We start from the raw sequence: 16,549 nt of genomic DNA on the forward strand, positions 1-16,549 counted from the left end.
ATTCAAAGAGCACCGTAGTGAGCCATGCGAGAATCACAGGCAATACAATCATCACATAAACCATAACCTCCGAGCCTACTGTTTCAGAACGCCAAGCGTCCATCATCTTTACCTTAAATCTACTCTTCAGTAAAAAAGTGTAGAAAATTATTAGTATCAATAAAACTAGAGTTTTTAGCATATAATTTATCAACTAATTTCTATGTTCTGACTTGCTCTAAAACTACAGACTTCTAAAAGCGTATTTAATTTGCAAGGTTTATTCGTCTGTTGTTTCCTCATACTGCGAATCGACGGCATTACCAATTGCCCCCCCACCAACTCCTAACCCTATGGTTCCTGCTAATCTTCCTACACTGCCGATAGGGTTGAAAAAGCCAGTGCCAGCCCCTGCTAAACCAGCTGACCAAAGTGATTTAGAACTAGCGCCGCCGCCTCCAGCTATAGCCGCTCCATAAACCCCTCCAATAGCTCCAGCAAAAGCGCCTACAACGTTAGCGAGCCATGCCCCATTAACTTGCTCTAGCTCTTCTTGTGCAAGTTCATTTGAATGTAAATGTGTTTTGCTTTCCATGGTACTTCCTTATATTTAATAAATTTAAGACTTTTCCGACACTGTATATTTCCAAAGCGGAAACTGTGCCGACAAAGCCACTATATCTGTAAAGATAAGAAAAAAGACCTGTCCCACATGCCTGATTAACAGCTACCTTTAGTAGTTTGATGAAATTTAAATCTTGTTTCGCATTTAACTCTCTAGTCTCGCATATAAAAAATGCCAGCTAAGCTGGCATTTTTTATATATGTATTTACTTCTTTTGCAACGCTTACAATCCGAAATGAATGAGCACCAAATTACCTATTGCTGCACATAGCATAGCAAGGAAAGTCAGGATCATACCCGCGAAGCGCTGCCAGCTAACGCCTGAGTGACGACCTAAGCCATAGGCATGTAATACACGGCCAAATAACAGTGCGCTCCCCAATGCGTGAACAGCCCACACTTGGCCAGTATTAGCTTCAAAACACGCTATCATAATAAGGGTGATGGGTACGTACTCGCTAAAGTTGCCGTGCGCTCTAGTCAAACGACTCAGATCTTCATGGCCACCATCGCCAATTCCCACTTGATGGCGACGTCTGGCGCCAATGACTAAAAACGACAAATACAGGTAGCAAATACCCAGTAAGCTGGCGTAAAACGCCGTGATTGGCAAAACCATGGTCTACTCCACATGTTCTAGTTATATCGCGTTGTATTAATCAGCGCTTAATTCAACATTCATGGTTGTCATTAAACGTTATCCGCTAATAAGTTACAAGCAACAAAAAAGGCCGCCTAAGCGACCTTTTGTTGACGTTGTTGGCAATTAACCTAAACGTTCAGCAAGTTCAGCACTCACTTCTTCAACTGGGCGCGTACCGTCAAGCTTGTGGTACTCACAGTTTCCAGCTTCCGCTTCAGCGCTGTAGTAGTTCACAAGCGGCTTTGTTTGCTCATGGTAAATCGCAAGACGCTTGCGCACTGTTTCTTCTTTATCGTCATCACGAACGATTAGGTCATCGCCTGTTTCGTTGTCTTTACCTTCCACCTTTGGTGGGTTGTAAACAACGTGGTAAACGCGACCTGATGCAGGGTGTACACGACGGCCACCCATACGTTCTACGATTACATCATCAGGAACGTCAAACTCGATGCAATGATCAACAGTGACACCTGCTTCTTTCATTGCGTCAGCCTGAGGAATAGTGCGAGGGAAACCGTCTAACAAGAAACCGTCTTTACAGTCATCTTGTGCAATACGCTCTTTTACTAGGCCAATGATAATCTCATCAGATACTAGTTTGCCTTCATCCATTACACGCTTTGCTTCAAGGCCTAGCTCTGTACCTGCTTTAATTGCAGCACGAAGCATGTCGCCCGTTGAAATTTGTGGAATGCCATATTTGCCCATTAAAAACTGAGCTTGTGTGCCCTTACCCGCGCCAGGAGCGCCGAGAAGAATGATTCGCATGAGTGCGTTCTCCGCTTATGATTTTTAAACTTTTTACTTCGGGCACTTTACACATTCAACACTGGGGTGACAAGTGTAAGCAGTACCGTAAAGTTAATCTTAAGACTAATGGCGAATATATGTTCAGCTTATAGGCACTTTTGTAAATTTGCGCCTACACCCATTCAGTAACTCATCTTATTTAAGATGAATAAGCTAACTCTTAATATGATTAACTTGAAATTTTAGACCGCCAAAATATAGCACAATAAAATGGTTAAACTTACTTTTGTTAGTCGTAGAAATAAAAAAACGGGCATTACGCCCGTTTTTAAATGTAAACCTAATGGTTTATTGCTCTATTTAGCTAACTTCATTAGAAGCGTGTTCAAGTTCTGTACAAAACTAGATGGGTCTTTCAAGCTACCCTGTTCTGACAATGCAGCTTGGTCAAACAATACGCCTACCCACTGATTAAACAGCTCCTCATCTTGGGTATCTGCCAGCAGCTTCACCAAGCTATGCTCAGGGTTAAGCTCAAAGTGATACTTCACGTCTGGCACGGTCTGCCCTGCTGCCTGCATAAGCTTCATCATTTGCGTAGTCATGCCATTGTCATCTGCTACGATGACCGCAGGTGAATCTGTTAAGCGATGGGTAAATTTAACGTCTACAACCTTATCGCCAAGTGCAGTTTTAGCTCGCTCAAGAACACCTTCAACTTGCTTTTCTGCTTCTTCTTGCGCCTTCTTAGACTCTTCGTCTTCTAAGTCGCCTAAATCTAAGTTTCCTTTCGCAATTGAGACAAACTGCTTCTCGCTAAACTCAGTAAGGTGAGACATTAACCATTCGTCAATGCGCTCGCCCATCAATAGCACTTCAATTCCTTTCTTGCGGAAAATCTCAAGGTGAGGACTAGACTTGGCAGCTTGCAAGCTATCTGCTGTCACATAGTAAATCTTATCCTGGCCTTCTTTCATTCGCTCAATATAGTCAGCTAATGATACGGTTTGTGCATCAGACTCACCGTGTGTAGAAGAGAAGCGTAGCAAGCCAGCAATTTTTTCGCGGTTACTGAAATCTTCAGCCGGCCCTTCTTTTAACACGTTGCCGAATTCATTCCAGAACGACTGATATTTTTCATTGTCGTTCTTCGCCATTTTTTCAAGCATCTGTAATACGCGCTTAGTACAACCTTGGCGTAGCGCTTGCGTTATCTTATTGTCCTGTAGAATTTCACGAGACACGTTAAGCGGAAGATCATTGCTGTCTAGCAAACCTTTAACAAAACGTAGATAAGTAGGCATGAACTGTTCGGCGTCGTCCATAATGAAAACGCGTTGAACGTAAAGCTTAAGACCATGACTTTGGTCGCGATTCCACATATCAAACGGCGCTTTAGAAGGGATATACAATAAACTTGTATATTCTGTTTTACCCTCTACTTTGTTATGCGCCCATGCAAGCGGATCAGCAAAATCATGAGAGATATGCTTGTAGAATTCGTTATACTCGTCATCAGTAATCTCAGACTTTTCACGAGTCCAAAGCGCGGTGGCTTTGTTTACTACTTCCCATTCACCAGGCTGGCCTTCAATTTTTTCGCCATCAGGGCCTTCACTTTCAGGCACTTCATCTTTCCACATCTGCACAGGAATACTGATGTGATCAGAATACTTACTTACGATAGAGCGTAAACGCCATGCATCAGCAAATTCTTTTTCGTCTTCGCGTAGGTGAAGCGTAATCTCGGTGCCGCGTGTAGGCTTGTTGATTTCGGCAATAGTGAATTCACCTTCACCGTCTGAAATCCACTCAACACCTTGCGATGCATCTGCACCAGCAGCACGAGTTCGCACCGTTACTTTGTCAGCTACGATGAACGCAGAGTAAAAGCCAACACCGAACTGGCCAATGAGCTGTGAGTCTTTAGCGCTATCGCCAGAAAGTTTGCTAAAGAAGTCTTTAGTGCCTGACTTAGCAATTGTACCCAAGTTCGCAATGACTTCATCGCGAGTCATACCAATACCGTTATCGGTAATGGTGACGGTATTTGCTTCTTTATCGACGCTAAGCTTTACGTTTAACTCGCCATCGTTTTCGTAAAGACTGTCATTTTCTAGCGCACGAAAGCGTAACTTATCCGCAGCATCTGCCGCGTTTGACACTAACTCACGTAGAAAAATTTCTTTGTTTGAATACAAAGAGTGAATCATCAGATGAAGAAGCTGTTTTACTTCTGTTTGAAAACCGTGGGTTTCTTTTTGGGCTGCTTCAGCCATAATCCAATATCTCCTCGTTGAATGGATCACGTTTGATGTTAAACAGGTAAGGTCGCTCAACGCACTTTTCAACGTTTAGAACGAAAATTTATTTTTTATAAGGAGATTTATCTTCAATAAAGTTTGATGTTGAGTATTTTGTGGGCGAGCGATAAGAGAGAACGTGACGTAGGCCCGCCAGATGCAGACCCACGTTGAGTGTTTTAATTACTAAGAATGGGTATACCCCAATTTACAGTACTATAGTTTGCGGCGACCCGAAAATGCGTGGGTGAGAGTATTACCATCAATATACTCGAGCTCTCCCCCAACCGGCACGCCGTGGGCAATTCGAGACGCATCAACGTTATGACTCGCACAAAGTTGAGCGATATAATGTGCCGTGGCCTCCCCCTCTACTGTCGGGTTTGTGGCGAGGATAACTTCATTTATCCCACCTGCGGCAAGACGAGCCTCAAGCTCAGTAAGACCAATTTCTTCTGGCCCAACGCCGTCAATAGGAGACAAATGACCCATAAGCACAAAATACTGCCCCTTGTAACTTAAGGTTTGTTCGATTGCTAGTACGTCTTGTGGGCTTTCAACAATACATAACAAGCCACTTGCTTCTCTTTCAGGGTGACGACAAATGTCACATAGCTCGTCTTCAGTAAATGTTCTGCAGCGCTTACAATGATGAATATGCTCCATGGCATTGTGTAATACGTTGCTTAAATCAATTGCCCCAGTACGATTACGCTCTAATAGGTGGAATGCCATACGCTGAGCGCTCTTGTTGCCAACGCCGGGAAGACACGTTAGTGCCTGAATTAATTCTGAGAGTAGCGGACTGAACTTCATAGTATTTACTGCTTTGGTGCTTTTTCTTTTTGATTCGAGCTTTCGCGGTATTTAATCACGTTCCGCTTTGCTTGGTCGAGCTTAACTTCATAAATGTTGCCCCCAAATAACCCCTTGTACTCTTCATCGGTGAAAACCAGCGTGTTGTCGTCATAAAACGTCACTGCCTCTTTTTGTGTGACTACGCCTAAATCAATACGCGACACATCGCCACTGAAGAAGTTATCGCCTTCAAAATTTTCAAATAACCACAGGCTTGTTGAATCTAACAGCACCAGTTTAGTCCTATCAGGGCTTATTGCAGCCGATGTGATCCAGCATAACTTTTCAAGGGTGGTACAGGTTTTAAATTCGCCGATGAGCTGTGCGTCAAAGTTAGCGGCATGATCTCCCACCTTATACAACTTGGTGATGCCATCGAAGGGTTTTGTTCTATTTTTTGTAAACAGGTAGAGGTTACGCTTGTACTCTACGAACGCTTCCAAATCGTAGTTCTTGTCTTTCGGTTTTACTTTTCCTTTTCCCATTTCCGGGTAAGTAAACTTAATGATTTCTGCTTCTGTGGTATCGGTTTTTATGTCAATGGGGTTTTCAATTTTATAAATCGTTAACCAGCGTCGCTTGTTGTCATTGTTACCGAAGTCTCCTAAAAAGAAATGACCGAAACTGTTTTGTGTCATGTCTTCCCAGTCGACGTTTTTGGCATTTGCAACTGTAACTTCCCTCTCAATAGTTCCATCTTTATTGAGCATATAAAGGATAGGTCCATCGCCACTGTCGTTAATGGCCCAAAGCCTTTTGTATTTATCGTATTCTATACCTGAAATTTCCTTAAGCTTCGGGTCGACCGTTACTGTTTTCATTTTAAACAGGTCGTGAATACTCATAAAAAACAACACAGTTGCGATGGGTAGTAAAATAACCGTGGTGATAACTAAGCCTTTCCTTAGCACTACTAAAACCTCTATTTTAACGAGTTAACTTTCGCGATTAGCGGTTAACTGAACACGTTGAGTTTTCTGAAAGATAAAAAACGCAATGATACAACGATCATTCAACTATTTGGGACACTTTTTCTACGGAACAACGGTTAAATGAGATTTTACAGTTAATGTCGATGAGTTGGGCATGCGCTCAATATTTGTAAGCTGTGTATCAGCCCATAATTATCAACGTATCATGCTGAAAACAAGCCTAACCTTTATCAGTAAGTAGACGTTGACGTCCATCTTTATTGAATACGGTTTCATCGTGCTTTATGAATTTTTCAATGATTGACTGCTCATGGTCAGTAAATGCAGTTTCAAAATTTTGATGACCAACGCTCACTGTAGCTTTTTGCCCATTTGCTAACTTTTCGTTAGCCAGCGCTAACTGACTAATGAAATCATTTAACGATATCCGATTGTATGTAAAGATCCTGGGCTTACTCAATGATGCAGGTGTGAGTAAGTCATCATGTTCAAGCATAAAGGCGTGTTTGAAAATTGCTTGAGACTTTGTGAAGCAGGCAGTAGGGCTGCGCAGAGTAGCAGCTTCTGGAAGCGCTTTAATACGGATGCTCTGACAATTGTCTGCGGTTTGCCAAGTTACACCACACACACTAACACTAAATGCATCCACCTGATTAGCAGTTTCCTTTCGCGCTAGCGTTGAGACGGTATCCAATGCTTGAAGCTCAGCAAGAACTTGAGGTAAAGACGTCATTGAGAGCTTTTCAATTGTTATCTTTCCCGCGTTGGACTGATAAGTGAGCTTCAGCGTGTTCTCTAGATAGTAGACTTGGCCTGTGTCCTTCCAAAGGGATACAGCGGTATTATTGATAGATGGGTTTTCGACGGCACAATCACGTTGGGCCTGAAAGCGTTTTAACATTTTTGCTAACACAGCGTCCCCCCTCATTTCGAACTGCCACATTCTATTATTTGTGTTCCTTTGCTATGCGCAAGCTAAATGACTGAATGTGACAGTGTTTTAATGTTACGGAAGAAAGGCCTGGTTGAACTATTGCTAAAAATACTTATTTAAAACTGATAGCACGTTAGATTTTACGTGCGTATACCGACACCACAAACGTTAATGATAACTATTATCACATTGTAAAGTGTGCGAGAATGGCAGCATGGCTTGATGACTAAGTAAGTAGGAAAACGAATGCGAAATCTTATAAACGCAACCGTAACCCAAGTTCACCATTGGAATGACACTCTGTTTAGTTTCAAAACAACGAGAGAATCATCTTTTCGTTTTGAAAGTGGTCAATTCGTTATGATTGGTCTTGAAGTAGATGGTAGGCCACTGATGAGGGCCTACAGCATCGCAAGCCCAAATTATGATGAGGAATTGGAATTTTTTAGTATTAAGGTGCCAGATGGTGCGCTTACTTCTCGCCTTCAAAATATAGAACCTGGTGACCAGGTAATGATTAATGTTAGGCCTACAGGTACGCTCGTGCCTGGTTTCTTGTTACCCGGAAAACATCTTTATTTGCTCAGCACTGGTACAGGTCTAGCACCATTTATGAGTATTATCAGAGATCCTTTCATTTATGAAAGCTTTGAAAAAATTATATTAGTTCACGGAACGCGGTGGCGCTCTGAACTTGCCTATCAAGACGAAATTGAGCACCAACTTCCTAACAACCCTTATTTCGGTGACGAAGTGCATGAGAAACTCATTTACTATCCTACTGTTACGAGAGAAAGTTATGAGAAAAACGGTATCGCTCATGAAGGACGGATAACGAAGCTAATTGAAAGCGGAAAGTTGCTGGATGATATAGGTATGCCTGAATTAGACACTGAAAATGACAGATTCATGCTATGTGGCAACGACAACATGCTACAAGACCTTATGTCTATGCTAGACGGCAAGGGCTTCTCGAAAGCTAACTCGCGTCGTCAGGGGCATTACGTAATTGAACAAGCATTTATAGAAAAGTAATGCGCAACGCATTTGCCTGACCATCGGCAACATTTTAAGTTTTCAATAAAAATCGCCGGCGTGTTGCCGGCGACTTTCTATGATTTCACTCGCAAAACACTTGCAAGCTGTATCGCTTCTAGCTTTACATAATTATTTAAAACGGCATTTTGAAGCCAGGAGGTAATGGCATTCCGCCAGTTACATCACCCATCTTCTCTTTGCTAGTTTCTTGAACTCGACGTACCGCGTCGTTAAATGCTGCAGCAACCAAATCTTCAACCATATCTTTGTCGTCGTCCATCAATGACTCATCAATGTCTACACGACGCACGTTGTGGTTGCACGTCATGGTTACTTTAACCATGCCTGCACCCGCTTCACCTGTTACTTCAATTTTGGCTAGGTCGTCTTGTGCTTTTTGCATGCGCTCTTGCATTTGCTGCGCCTGCTTCATAATATTGCCCATTCCACCTTTAAACATAATTTTTGTCTCGCTTCGTTTTGGTGTTAATAATTCTGCTATCGCGCTTTAACCGAATCGGTTAGCACTGACGCATCGAAAGTCGATAGCAATGCTTGAATTGTATCGTCGGTTTTAATCACCGAGTGTGCATGCGCATGGCGCATGGCATGAATCTCTTGTTGTAACGCAAAAGGTGTAGATGCTGGTTCACCTAACGTGATATTTACTTCAACGTTTTCACCCAACCCATGATGAATTGCATCAACCAATTGCTTTTTCGCACTATCATTTAATAAATGCGTCTGACTATGGTCAATTTCAAGGGACACTTGATTGCCCGCTCGAGAAAATGATGCGTGCAGCACCAATTGTTTGAGTAGACCAGCAACTGGCATTTGCTCAACTAGATTGCTCCATTCGTCAATTTGGCTAGCGTGAGTTAATTTGCTTCCGTCATTTAAGTACGCTTTTAACTGCCCGTCATAGGTACTGCTCAGCGGCGTATCAAAATTTAGAGCATCCCGCGCAAAAGACCGATCTCCCGCACTTTCCATCTGCTCAGGGGCACTATCGTAATTCGAACTGCTATCAGAGGGAGTTTCAACATAGTCAGCACCTTCAACGTGTTGAGGTGGGTGATTATCGTAATCAGTAGCCCAAGGTGGCATATCCTCAACCGGTGTTTCCGAGTTTGATTGCACCTCAGATTCGTCATTTGAAAAAGGCATATCCTCTTCAAATTCATCAAGCGAGAAATCGCTCGTGTTGTTTGAGCTAGAATGACTCTTTTCTGACTCGCTAGTATGCATAGTGTCAGAAGAATGCGCGTGAGTATTACCTAAAAACGAGCCTGAATTTGTACTTTCCAGTTGAGTAGTGTCACCTCGCGCAACACTATTATCTTTATGTTCTGAGCCGCTATCTATACGCTCCGGGGTGTTCTCTCTAAGCTCTGGGCTATTATTTAGAGGCTTAGGGCTACTATTTAGAGGCTCAGGGCTATGGTCTTGCAGCTCAAGGCTGTCTTCATGCCCAACGGGGTTTAAATCACCACTCTTGATTTCGTTATCAGCGTTAGCCTGCCCTGCACTATTATCGCTACCCTTGTTAACTCCATGTGCAGTTTGTGCAGTACTCAAAGCCTCGGCTTTACTTCTGGTAAAGCGCGCTTGAATATCACTTGCACTTTCGGTCTTAGCATTTGCTGCGCTGGTACTTTTTGCCTCTGCGTCTTGTGCTTTTCTTTGCTTTAACTTTTGACGAAGTGCCAACATATCAGCCGTAGAGGTAAGCTGCTCTTCAGCGGTTAATGAGGACGGTTCGTTCTCGTGCGCCAACGACTCGCTGTTTTTATCAGAGCCTTTGGCGTTATGAGAGCCCTCAGCGTTATGAAAACCTTCAGCGTCATAAGAGCCCTCAGCGTTATGAAAACCCTCAGCGCTTTGAAAACCTTCAAAACCTAAGGAACCATCATCTTCTGACGGAGGTGGCATATCGTCCATGTACGCATCTAACGGAGGTCCATCGAAATATTGCGCTGCTTCGTTATGGGGCGCACTGACTTCACTTGGCGTTGGTTCAAGCTCTGCAGCAACGCTTTCTGTTTGTACCGCTTGTTCCGCGGTGTTTTCTACGGGTAGTTCTTCAATAGACGAAGTTGGAGCTGGCTTTACGGATTCATCATCATGTGAAGCATCACGCTCAAGTGCTGTAGTTTGAGTTGTCGTTGCACCTGACTCTGCATGAGGTAGCGCCGACAGAGTATCACTTCCACTCAACTCGCTTTCATCAGCGGCTGCATGTTCCTGCTCTTGCTGTGATTCAAATGGAGACGTAGATTGTTCTTGCTGCTCTTTTTCGATTATTGATGTAGCAAGTGAGTCTGGGGTAGATGGCGCACTTTCTAACGACTGTTCAGAGGTAGATTCAACCGATAGATGTGAAGGCGTCTCCTCCTGCACATTGGTTGCAGAAGTTTCGCTTAACGGCGTTTCCTCCTGCTTACCGACGTTTCCCGGGCCACCACTGGAAGAAGCATGATCTACAGGTAAACTATGCTCACTCCTCCCGTTTTCAATTTCACTTGCCGTGTCGTCGATGGGGGTATTTGGAGCAAACGACATCATTCGCATCAATGTCATTTCAAACGCACTTTTTCCATCCGCAGCAAACGGTAAGTCTTTTCTTCCTTGCAGTGCAATCTGATAAAGCAGCTGCACTTGCTCAGCTGGAATAGTTTTCGCTAATTGAAATATCGCTTTAGCCGATGTGGTTTCTAGCTTACATGCTTCAGGCACCCATTGCGTTAATGCTATTTGGTGCAGCAGGCTAGCCAATTCGCTGTGTACGTTGTCATAATCGGGGGCTTGCTCTGCGATGTCATTGACCAACTGCAATACATCAGCAGGACTTTTACTTACCACAGCATGAACCACTTTAAGCAACTGGTTCTTGTCCATCAGCCCCAGCATATCGGTTACCACCGATGCCAGCACTTGATTTCCACCCTGTGCAATCGCTTGGTCAGTTAAACTCAGCGCATCACGCATACTGCCTTGGGCGGCTCTTGCCAAAAGCGCTAGCGCTTGTGGCTCAAAAGGCAGCTGTTCATGCTGCAAAATATGCTGTAGCTGTCCAACAATCTGCTCCCGAGACATAGCTTTCAAGTTAAACTGCAAGCAACGGGATAAGATGGTTATTGGAAGCTTTTGAGGATCGGTGGTCGCCAGTAAGAACTTAACGTGTGGGGGTGGCTCTTCCAGCGTTTTTAACAGGGCATTAAAGCTGTGTTTTGAAAGCATGTGTACCTCATCGATAAGGTACACTTTGTAACGCCCGCGAGTGGGCTTGTATTGCACGTTATCAAGAAGCTCGCGAGTATCCTCAACTTTGGTTCTTGATGCAGCGTCAATCTCTAACAAATCAACGTAGTTCCCCTGCTCTATCTCTTTACAGGTGTTACATTGACCGCAAGGGTTTGCCCCTTGTCCTTCTTCGCAGTTAAGGCTTTTCGAAAAAATACGTGCAATGGTAGTTTTACCTACGCCTCGCGTACCTGTAAACAGATAAGCGTGGTGTAGACGATCGTTATCCAAAGCATTTGAAATGGCAGAGACAACATGTTCCTGACCCACAAGTTCACTGAACTTGCCCGGTCGCCACTTCCTTGCTAGTACCTGATAACTCATTATTACGTATTTCGCCTTTTGCTAGTTATGCTTTATAGCGATTATTCGCCTTCAAACTCACAAATAGAGTAGCTTTCTATATCAAGCGTACTCAATTTCTTCTCGCCACCTAGGTCCGGTAAGTTAATAACAAAACCTGCATGGTTTACTTCACCGCCTAGTGAACGAATTAGTTTCGCAGAAGCGGCTATCGTTCCACCAGTTGCAAGTAAATCGTCAATAAGAAGGACTTTATCACCTGGCTCAATGGCATCTTTATGGATTTCCAATGTATCCATGCCATATTCAAGCTCGTAGCTCTCGCTAACTACTTCACGAGGAAGTTTGTTGGGTTTTCTCACTGGAACAAAACCAATGCCCATTTCGATGGCCAATGGCGCACCAAAAAGGAACCCGCGTGCTTCAGTACCTGCTATCTTGGTAAATCCCATACCTTGATACTTTTCTACAAGTAACGAGATACAGCTACTAAATGCTTTGTGATCTTCTAAAACGCTGGTCACATCTCTAAATAAAATACCTGGCTTTGGATAGTCAGGTACGGTTTTCACTACTGATTTAATATATTCTGCAGTCACAATTATGCCTTGAATGTCTGCGTTATAACCAGAAGGTGAACCAGCCGGCGATGATATGCATCAACGGGAACGCGATTAGAGTTACTAGCGATGCTAGAAAGTACCACTTGTTATAGACTTCTTTGAAATCTGAATTGTCAGCCATTTGCACTACCTAAACAATTTTGTGAACAAAAAAATGGTGCTAAATGTTAATCGAAAGCAAGCCCGATTGACAGCGCTAATATGATCGATCGCTCACTTTCAGACCAGATCCTGGCGAAAGTTTAAAATAAAGCAGGTAAATAGTAATGGTTACTTAGGATACTGGAAGCAGTATTCCTTTTTGTAACATGTCAGTGAGGGTCTGGTTCATACCATTTATAAGCACGTTTGAAGGAATTTGGGGAAGTTGTTGACACAACGACTCAGCTAATTGTTCTATTTCCATTCCCAGTTCATTTTGTTCCAGCGTGTTGACTAAAATAGCCGTCACCGGATTAACATGAGCAAATTGAACGTCAAACTCACGGTCTCTGTAAACAACGTAGAACTGCTGTTCTTCGGCAGGTTGCTCTGGGATATAATCCTCACCAATTAGATGGACTTCGAACTGATATGCCGCCAACGAGGCATACGGTGACACTCTAATGGCGGAAACATTGTTTTCTTGCTGATAGAACTCAACATTATCTTCATTTTTTCTGATACTAACGTCAAGCTCAAGCCACTCATAGTGAGCAAGCTCCGCAGCAAAGTCAGGCAGAGTAATATCGAAGTTTGGCTCTGTTGAAAGGTACTCAACGAACTCTTTACTTATTTCAGCAAAATAAGGAGAGCGGCATTCGTGCTCAATAAAAAACTGACGCACAATACTCTCCCATCCTTTTTCACCATACTGTTTTACCACAATAGATTTTAAAACGGGAAAACCGGTACTGACGAAATTATCGATGTTGTTAAAAAACAGGGATTGATAGATTTTCATCCGACGAATGTGATCAGCGTCGCTATCACAAAATGTCTGTGGGTCTTTGATCGCATCAACGAACGTTTTTTGAGTGGTTTGAAATGACTGAGTCACGCAACACTTCCTTCAACGTTTGATGCTCGAAGAGCTTCGCATTTTGCTTGAATTTGCTTAATTTTCTTCACTTCCGCTAATAATTCGCTTAACGGGGGAATATTAAAATCACGCTCTAGCAAAGTTGGAAATACGCCGTGAGTAAGGTAAGCGTGCTCCAACAGCGCCCAAACTGGCTCAATGACATCAGCCCCGTGAGTATCAACTTTCAAATCCTCTGCTTCATCATAATGACCAGCAATATGTCCATATACTATTTTGTCTGAGGGCAAGCCGTTAATAAACGCTTTCGCATCGTATTTATGGTTGATACTGTTCACGTAAACATTGTTTACGTCGAGAAGCATCTTGCAACCCGATTCATTTAGTATGCTCTTGGTAAATTCGAGCTCATCCATCTCTTGGCCTGGCGCAATGTAATAAGAGACATTTTCTAAGACCAGCGGTCGTTCAATGATATCTTGAATTTGAACAATTCGAGATACTACGTGCTTAATCGCGTCTTCAGTAAAAGGAATTGGCATCAGATCGTACATATGCCCGTTGCCAGAACAAAAGCTTAAGTGCTCGCTATACAATGCAATATTGTTTGCATCTAAAAATCGCTTAACGGTTTTTACAAACTCGACATCTAGTTTGTCGCTACTTCCGATAGACAAAGATAAACCATGAGTTGTAAAGGGAGCTTGCGAAGACGCTTGCTGAAATTGTTCTTGGTACTTCCCACCAAGTGGGATCCAATTTTCAGGGGCTACTTCCCAAAAATCGACTTCAGATGGCAATGTAGGTAAAAGCGCTTTTAGCATTTCCCGACGAAACCCAAGACCTGCGCCACAGATGTTTTTCATATCTTCCCCTTTACCGCATGGGATTGCACAATAGTAACGTACGTTACTAGACAAAAAAGGCCATCATTCGACAGCCATTTTTTGCTAAGCGTAACTCGTGTAGCCTTCATCATTCTTTTTCAAGCTACACGATGTTTTTTGAATGGCGGTTACATGCTACCGCATTTACCTTCGCCGCACTTGCCTTCTTTACCAGCTTTCTTATCGCCGCCACATTTACCTTCGCCGCACTTGCCTTCTTTGTCAGCTTTCTTGTCGCCGCCGCACTTACCTTCGCCGCACTTGCCTTCTTTGTCAGCTTTCTTGTCGCCGCCGCACTTACCTTCGCCACACTTGCCTTCTTTTTCAGCTTTCTTGTCGCCGCCGCACTTACCTTCTCCGCACTTGCCTTCTTTCTCTGCTTTGTCGCCGCCACATTTTCCTTCGCCACACTTGCCTTCCGCAGCGAATTGGCTGTAACCAGATTCTAATGCTTGCATACCAAATGGATTTACATCTGCTACTGCAACCGTTGACGCCAAAGAGCCAATTACAACTGCACCCAACGCTGTCGCTACTGATGATTTTTTGATTTGTTTCATTGATGTACCCTCAATAATATTAGTCATGTTTGACGTACAGTAAGCACGTGTACTTTAAAAGACCCTGTGGGCTTAAAGGATATTTCACAAAAATTAATTTTTTTACAATTAATTTTTATGACATTGATATTAAAAGGTTTTATATTAACAAAAGTGCATCTGCATACTTTTACAATAAGTTAACAGAAAAAGTTAAGTACAGTACCTACAAAAAGTACAGGGTAAACGCGGTGAAGCAACAATTTTATCTAGGTCAATGGCAAGTCGATGTAACCAGCAATACTCTATCTCTCGGCAAGCTTAAGAGGACTATAGAGCCGAAAACCATGGATGTTCTGCTGCTGTTGTGCCAGCAAAAAGGAGAAGTAGTATCCTCTGACGAGATCGTTGCTCAGTGCTGGCCTAAACATATTTGTTCACTGCCTCGAAATTTAGCTTTATACAAAAGCGTATCAGCCGCTTGCAACAGCTAAGTTATGATCTCATAACAAAGATTTTCATTCGTTGCCACTCCCATATTAACAGTGAGCTTTTTATTCGACACGAGTATGAGGTGCCTGACACTGAGTGGGGCACGGAGCCACTCGATTCGTATAGGCAATAGTTGTGCAGCTTGGTAAGGAAAGAGTTATTTATTCGCACTTCGATAGGATTCTAATATTGTAGAGTCGCTTATATGTGTAGTAACTAGATTCAAACTATCAACAAGTTCATCTTTGTACCTGCTGTGATTTGAAACTGCAAAATAGGAAGGTACGGTCAATTTGTCTGAAATACTTACCTCAACCAATCGACTACCTAAGGACTCTGTATAAAATTGATAGGGTTGTTTGTAGCTAATTAGATAAGACGTTCTTCCAACATCAAAAAGGTGAATTGCGTCGCTACTTGTCGGCATATCAAAAAATTCGAAACCTTCTTGCTTAAGTGCCTGTCGAATACCTAAATAGTCATAGCCGCGAATTGCCGAAATTGACTTATCATCCGCAAGTTGTCCGTTATGTAGAAGTACAATAGATAAGTAAACAAATGGAGCGTCTATAAATGTAGCGTTCTGGTCTAACGCTGAAGTACCTCTGACATTAATTGTGACATCGACCTTCCCGGTCTTCACACGTTCAAACAAACGGGCCGGAGGCATGCATTCAACTAATACGTGATAATTCATTTTAGCCAATATAGCTACAGTTGCATCTATCGCTACACCATGGCAACGCGAAGAGTCGGGTTCTTTAATCACTAATGGTGGGAACTCAACAACACCAAGCGTAATAGACTTTTCTGTTTTTAAATTTTCTTCAGAGCTTGCGCAATACGCCCAAGAAATAAGAATTAAGCAATAACCTAAAAGAACCTTACGTTTCACATTTTTACCGATTTATTCACTGATAAATTATTTATATAGGATTTTGTGAATAAATTATAGGAAGGAGATGTTATTACTAGATCTCTCCCAGTCAAAATATGCTTACAGCACAAGCACACAAGAAATGGGGTCAGAGTACATTTCACTGATTTAGCGGCACTGGGGGGTAAGGGAATGACTATGTTCTGATGTTTAAAGCAATAAAGTACTCTGACCCCAATTTGAGGTTTTGCTGAGGGGATTGGGGATTAATGTACTCTGACCCCATTATTTTTCTTTCTTCCAAACGCAAAAAACCCGCCGTTAGGCGGGTTTCTTTAATTGGGACCTGGCAGTGTCCTACTCTCACATGGGGAAACCCCACACTACCATCGGCGCTAATACGTTTCACTTCTGAGTTCGGAATGGAGTCAGGTGGTAC

The 16,549-nt window shown here is 42.9% G+C and carries 16 protein-coding genes, 1 rRNA gene and 1 pseudogene; 2 read left to right on the forward strand and 16 right to left on the reverse strand.

The annotated features are described in order from the left end of the window. Nucleotides 1-259: 259 nt before the first annotated feature. The 7 genes from MHN02_RS08045 to MHN02_RS08075 all read right to left on the reverse strand — a co-directional run bounded on the left by MHN02_RS08045 (nucleotide 260) and on the right by MHN02_RS08075 (nucleotide 7,033). Nucleotides 260-574: a hypothetical protein gene (locus tag MHN02_RS08045; RefSeq protein WP_156086625.1), complete on the reverse strand. Its 315-nt coding sequence runs from the start codon at nucleotides 572-574 to the stop codon at nucleotides 260-262. A gap of 253 nt (nucleotides 575-827) precedes the next feature. Beyond that, entirely contained in the window at nucleotides 828-1,223 is a 396-nt protein-coding gene (locus MHN02_RS08050; RefSeq protein WP_014976958.1) for an MAPEG family protein, read from the reverse strand. A 147-nt stretch (nucleotides 1,224-1,370) separates the two neighbouring features. Beyond that, nucleotides 1,371-2,015, reverse strand: a complete 645-nt coding sequence (gene adk / locus MHN02_RS08055; protein WP_014950043.1) for an adenylate kinase — start codon at nucleotides 2,013-2,015, stop codon at nucleotides 1,371-1,373. Nucleotides 2,016-2,353: 338 nt separating this feature from the next. Beyond that, nucleotides 2,354-4,276 (reverse strand): molecular chaperone HtpG, encoded by a 1,923-nt coding sequence (gene htpG, locus MHN02_RS08060; protein ID WP_239245433.1) that lies wholly within the window; start codon nucleotides 4,274-4,276, stop codon nucleotides 2,354-2,356. Nucleotides 4,277-4,516: 240 nt separating this feature from the next. Further along, nucleotides 4,517-5,116, reverse strand: a complete 600-nt coding sequence (recR, locus tag MHN02_RS08065) for a recombination mediator RecR (protein WP_014950045.1) — start codon at nucleotides 5,114-5,116, stop codon at nucleotides 4,517-4,519. A gap of 5 nt (nucleotides 5,117-5,121) precedes the next feature. Beyond that, entirely contained in the window at nucleotides 5,122-6,069 is a 948-nt protein-coding gene (locus tag MHN02_RS08070) for a hypothetical protein (protein WP_239245435.1), read from the reverse strand. 241 nt (nucleotides 6,070-6,310) lie between these two features. Beyond that, nucleotides 6,311-7,033, reverse strand: a complete 723-nt coding sequence (locus MHN02_RS08075; protein ID WP_239245437.1) for a hypothetical protein — start codon at nucleotides 7,031-7,033, stop codon at nucleotides 6,311-6,313. Between the two features lie 237 nt (nucleotides 7,034-7,270). Between MHN02_RS08075 and MHN02_RS08080 the strand changes: the two genes are divergently transcribed. Continuing rightward, on the forward strand, nucleotides 7,271-8,059 hold the full coding sequence (locus tag MHN02_RS08080; RefSeq protein ID WP_239245439.1) for a ferredoxin--NADP reductase: 789 nt from the start codon (nucleotides 7,271-7,273) through the stop codon (nucleotides 8,057-8,059). Between the two features lie 136 nt (nucleotides 8,060-8,195). Here the strand turns inward: MHN02_RS08080 and MHN02_RS08085 are convergent, their stop codons facing one another. From MHN02_RS08085 to MHN02_RS08110, 7 genes are all read right to left on the reverse strand, one after another. Next, nucleotides 8,196-8,522, reverse strand: coding sequence for a YbaB/EbfC family nucleoid-associated protein (locus tag MHN02_RS08085; RefSeq protein WP_014950049.1), 327 nt, complete (start codon nucleotides 8,520-8,522; stop codon nucleotides 8,196-8,198). Nucleotides 8,523-8,560: 38 nt separating this feature from the next. Further along, nucleotides 8,561-11,692: a DNA polymerase III subunit gamma/tau gene (dnaX, locus tag MHN02_RS08090; RefSeq protein ID WP_239245441.1), complete on the reverse strand. Its 3,132-nt coding sequence runs from the start codon at nucleotides 11,690-11,692 to the stop codon at nucleotides 8,561-8,563. 41 nt (nucleotides 11,693-11,733) lie between these two features. Continuing rightward, nucleotides 11,734-12,270, reverse strand: coding sequence for an adenine phosphoribosyltransferase (gene apt, locus MHN02_RS08095; protein WP_014950051.1), 537 nt, complete (start codon nucleotides 12,268-12,270; stop codon nucleotides 11,734-11,736). Between the two features lie 22 nt (nucleotides 12,271-12,292). Beyond that, on the reverse strand, nucleotides 12,293-12,415 hold the full coding sequence (locus tag MHN02_RS21640) for a hypothetical protein (protein WP_256253717.1): 123 nt from the start codon (nucleotides 12,413-12,415) through the stop codon (nucleotides 12,293-12,295). Between the two features lie 153 nt (nucleotides 12,416-12,568). Beyond that, complete coding sequence (locus MHN02_RS08100) at nucleotides 12,569-13,333, reverse strand: putative DNA-binding domain-containing protein (RefSeq protein ID WP_239245443.1); 765 nt, start codon at nucleotides 13,331-13,333, stop codon at nucleotides 12,569-12,571. Continuing rightward, a complete protein-coding gene (locus MHN02_RS08105) occupies nucleotides 13,330-14,181 on the reverse strand; it encodes a DUF692 domain-containing protein (RefSeq protein ID WP_239245446.1) in 852 nt (283 codons plus the stop codon). The genes MHN02_RS08100 and MHN02_RS08105 overlap by 4 nt, the downstream gene beginning before the upstream one ends. Before the next feature lie 149 nt (nucleotides 14,182-14,330). Then, nucleotides 14,331-14,762, reverse strand: a complete 432-nt coding sequence (locus MHN02_RS08110) for a hypothetical protein (protein WP_014976963.1) — start codon at nucleotides 14,760-14,762, stop codon at nucleotides 14,331-14,333. Nucleotides 14,763-14,809: 47 nt separating this feature from the next. Here MHN02_RS08110 and MHN02_RS08115 point away from each other — a divergent pair. Further along, nucleotides 14,810-15,166 (forward strand): annotated as a pseudogene (locus tag MHN02_RS08115) (transcriptional regulator); the annotation flags it as partial. Nucleotides 15,167-15,390: 224 nt separating this feature from the next. Here the strand turns inward: MHN02_RS08115 and MHN02_RS08120 are convergent. Next, nucleotides 15,391-16,128, reverse strand: coding sequence for a transporter substrate-binding domain-containing protein (locus MHN02_RS08120; protein ID WP_171338675.1), 738 nt, complete (start codon nucleotides 16,126-16,128; stop codon nucleotides 15,391-15,393). Nucleotides 16,129-16,454: 326 nt separating this feature from the next. After that, nucleotides 16,455-16,549: ribosomal RNA gene (rrf, locus tag MHN02_RS08125) — 5S ribosomal RNA — on the reverse strand; the annotation flags it as partial.

Source organism: Alteromonas sp. CNT1-28, from assembly GCF_022348345.1.
Classification (GTDB): domain Bacteria; phylum Pseudomonadota; class Gammaproteobacteria; order Enterobacterales; family Alteromonadaceae; genus Alteromonas; species Alteromonas macleodii.

Coding starts and splice junctions, on each gene's coding strand:
- MHN02_RS08045 (WP_156086625.1), bottom strand. CDS start 574: ATGGAAAGCAAAACACATTTACATTCAAATGAACTTGCACAAGAAGAG.
- MHN02_RS08050 (WP_014976958.1), bottom strand. CDS start 1,223: ATGGTTTTGCCAATCACGGCGTTTTACGCCAGCTTACTGGGTATTTGC.
- adk (WP_014950043.1), bottom strand. CDS start 2,015: ATGCGAATCATTCTTCTCGGCGCTCCTGGCGCGGGTAAGGGCACACAA.
- htpG (WP_239245433.1), bottom strand. CDS start 4,276: ATGGCTGAAGCAGCCCAAAAAGAAACCCACGGTTTTCAAACAGAAGTA.
- recR (WP_014950045.1), bottom strand. CDS start 5,116: ATGAAGTTCAGTCCGCTACTCTCAGAATTAATTCAGGCACTAACGTGT.
- MHN02_RS08075 (WP_239245437.1), bottom strand. CDS start 7,033: ATGTGGCAGTTCGAAATGAGGGGGGACGCTGTGTTAGCAAAAATGTTA.
- MHN02_RS08080 (WP_239245439.1), top strand. CDS start 7,271: ATGCGAAATCTTATAAACGCAACCGTAACCCAAGTTCACCATTGGAAT.
- MHN02_RS08085 (WP_014950049.1), bottom strand. CDS start 8,522: ATGTTTAAAGGTGGAATGGGCAATATTATGAAGCAGGCGCAGCAAATG.
- dnaX (WP_239245441.1), bottom strand. CDS start 11,692: ATGAGTTATCAGGTACTAGCAAGGAAGTGGCGACCGGGCAAGTTCAGT.
- MHN02_RS21640 (WP_256253717.1), bottom strand. CDS start 12,415: ATGGCTGACAATTCAGATTTCAAAGAAGTCTATAACAAGTGGTACTTT.
- MHN02_RS08105 (WP_239245446.1), bottom strand. CDS start 14,181: ATGAAAAACATCTGTGGCGCAGGTCTTGGGTTTCGTCGGGAAATGCTA.
- MHN02_RS08110 (WP_014976963.1), bottom strand. CDS start 14,762: ATGAAACAAATCAAAAAATCATCAGTAGCGACAGCGTTGGGTGCAGTT.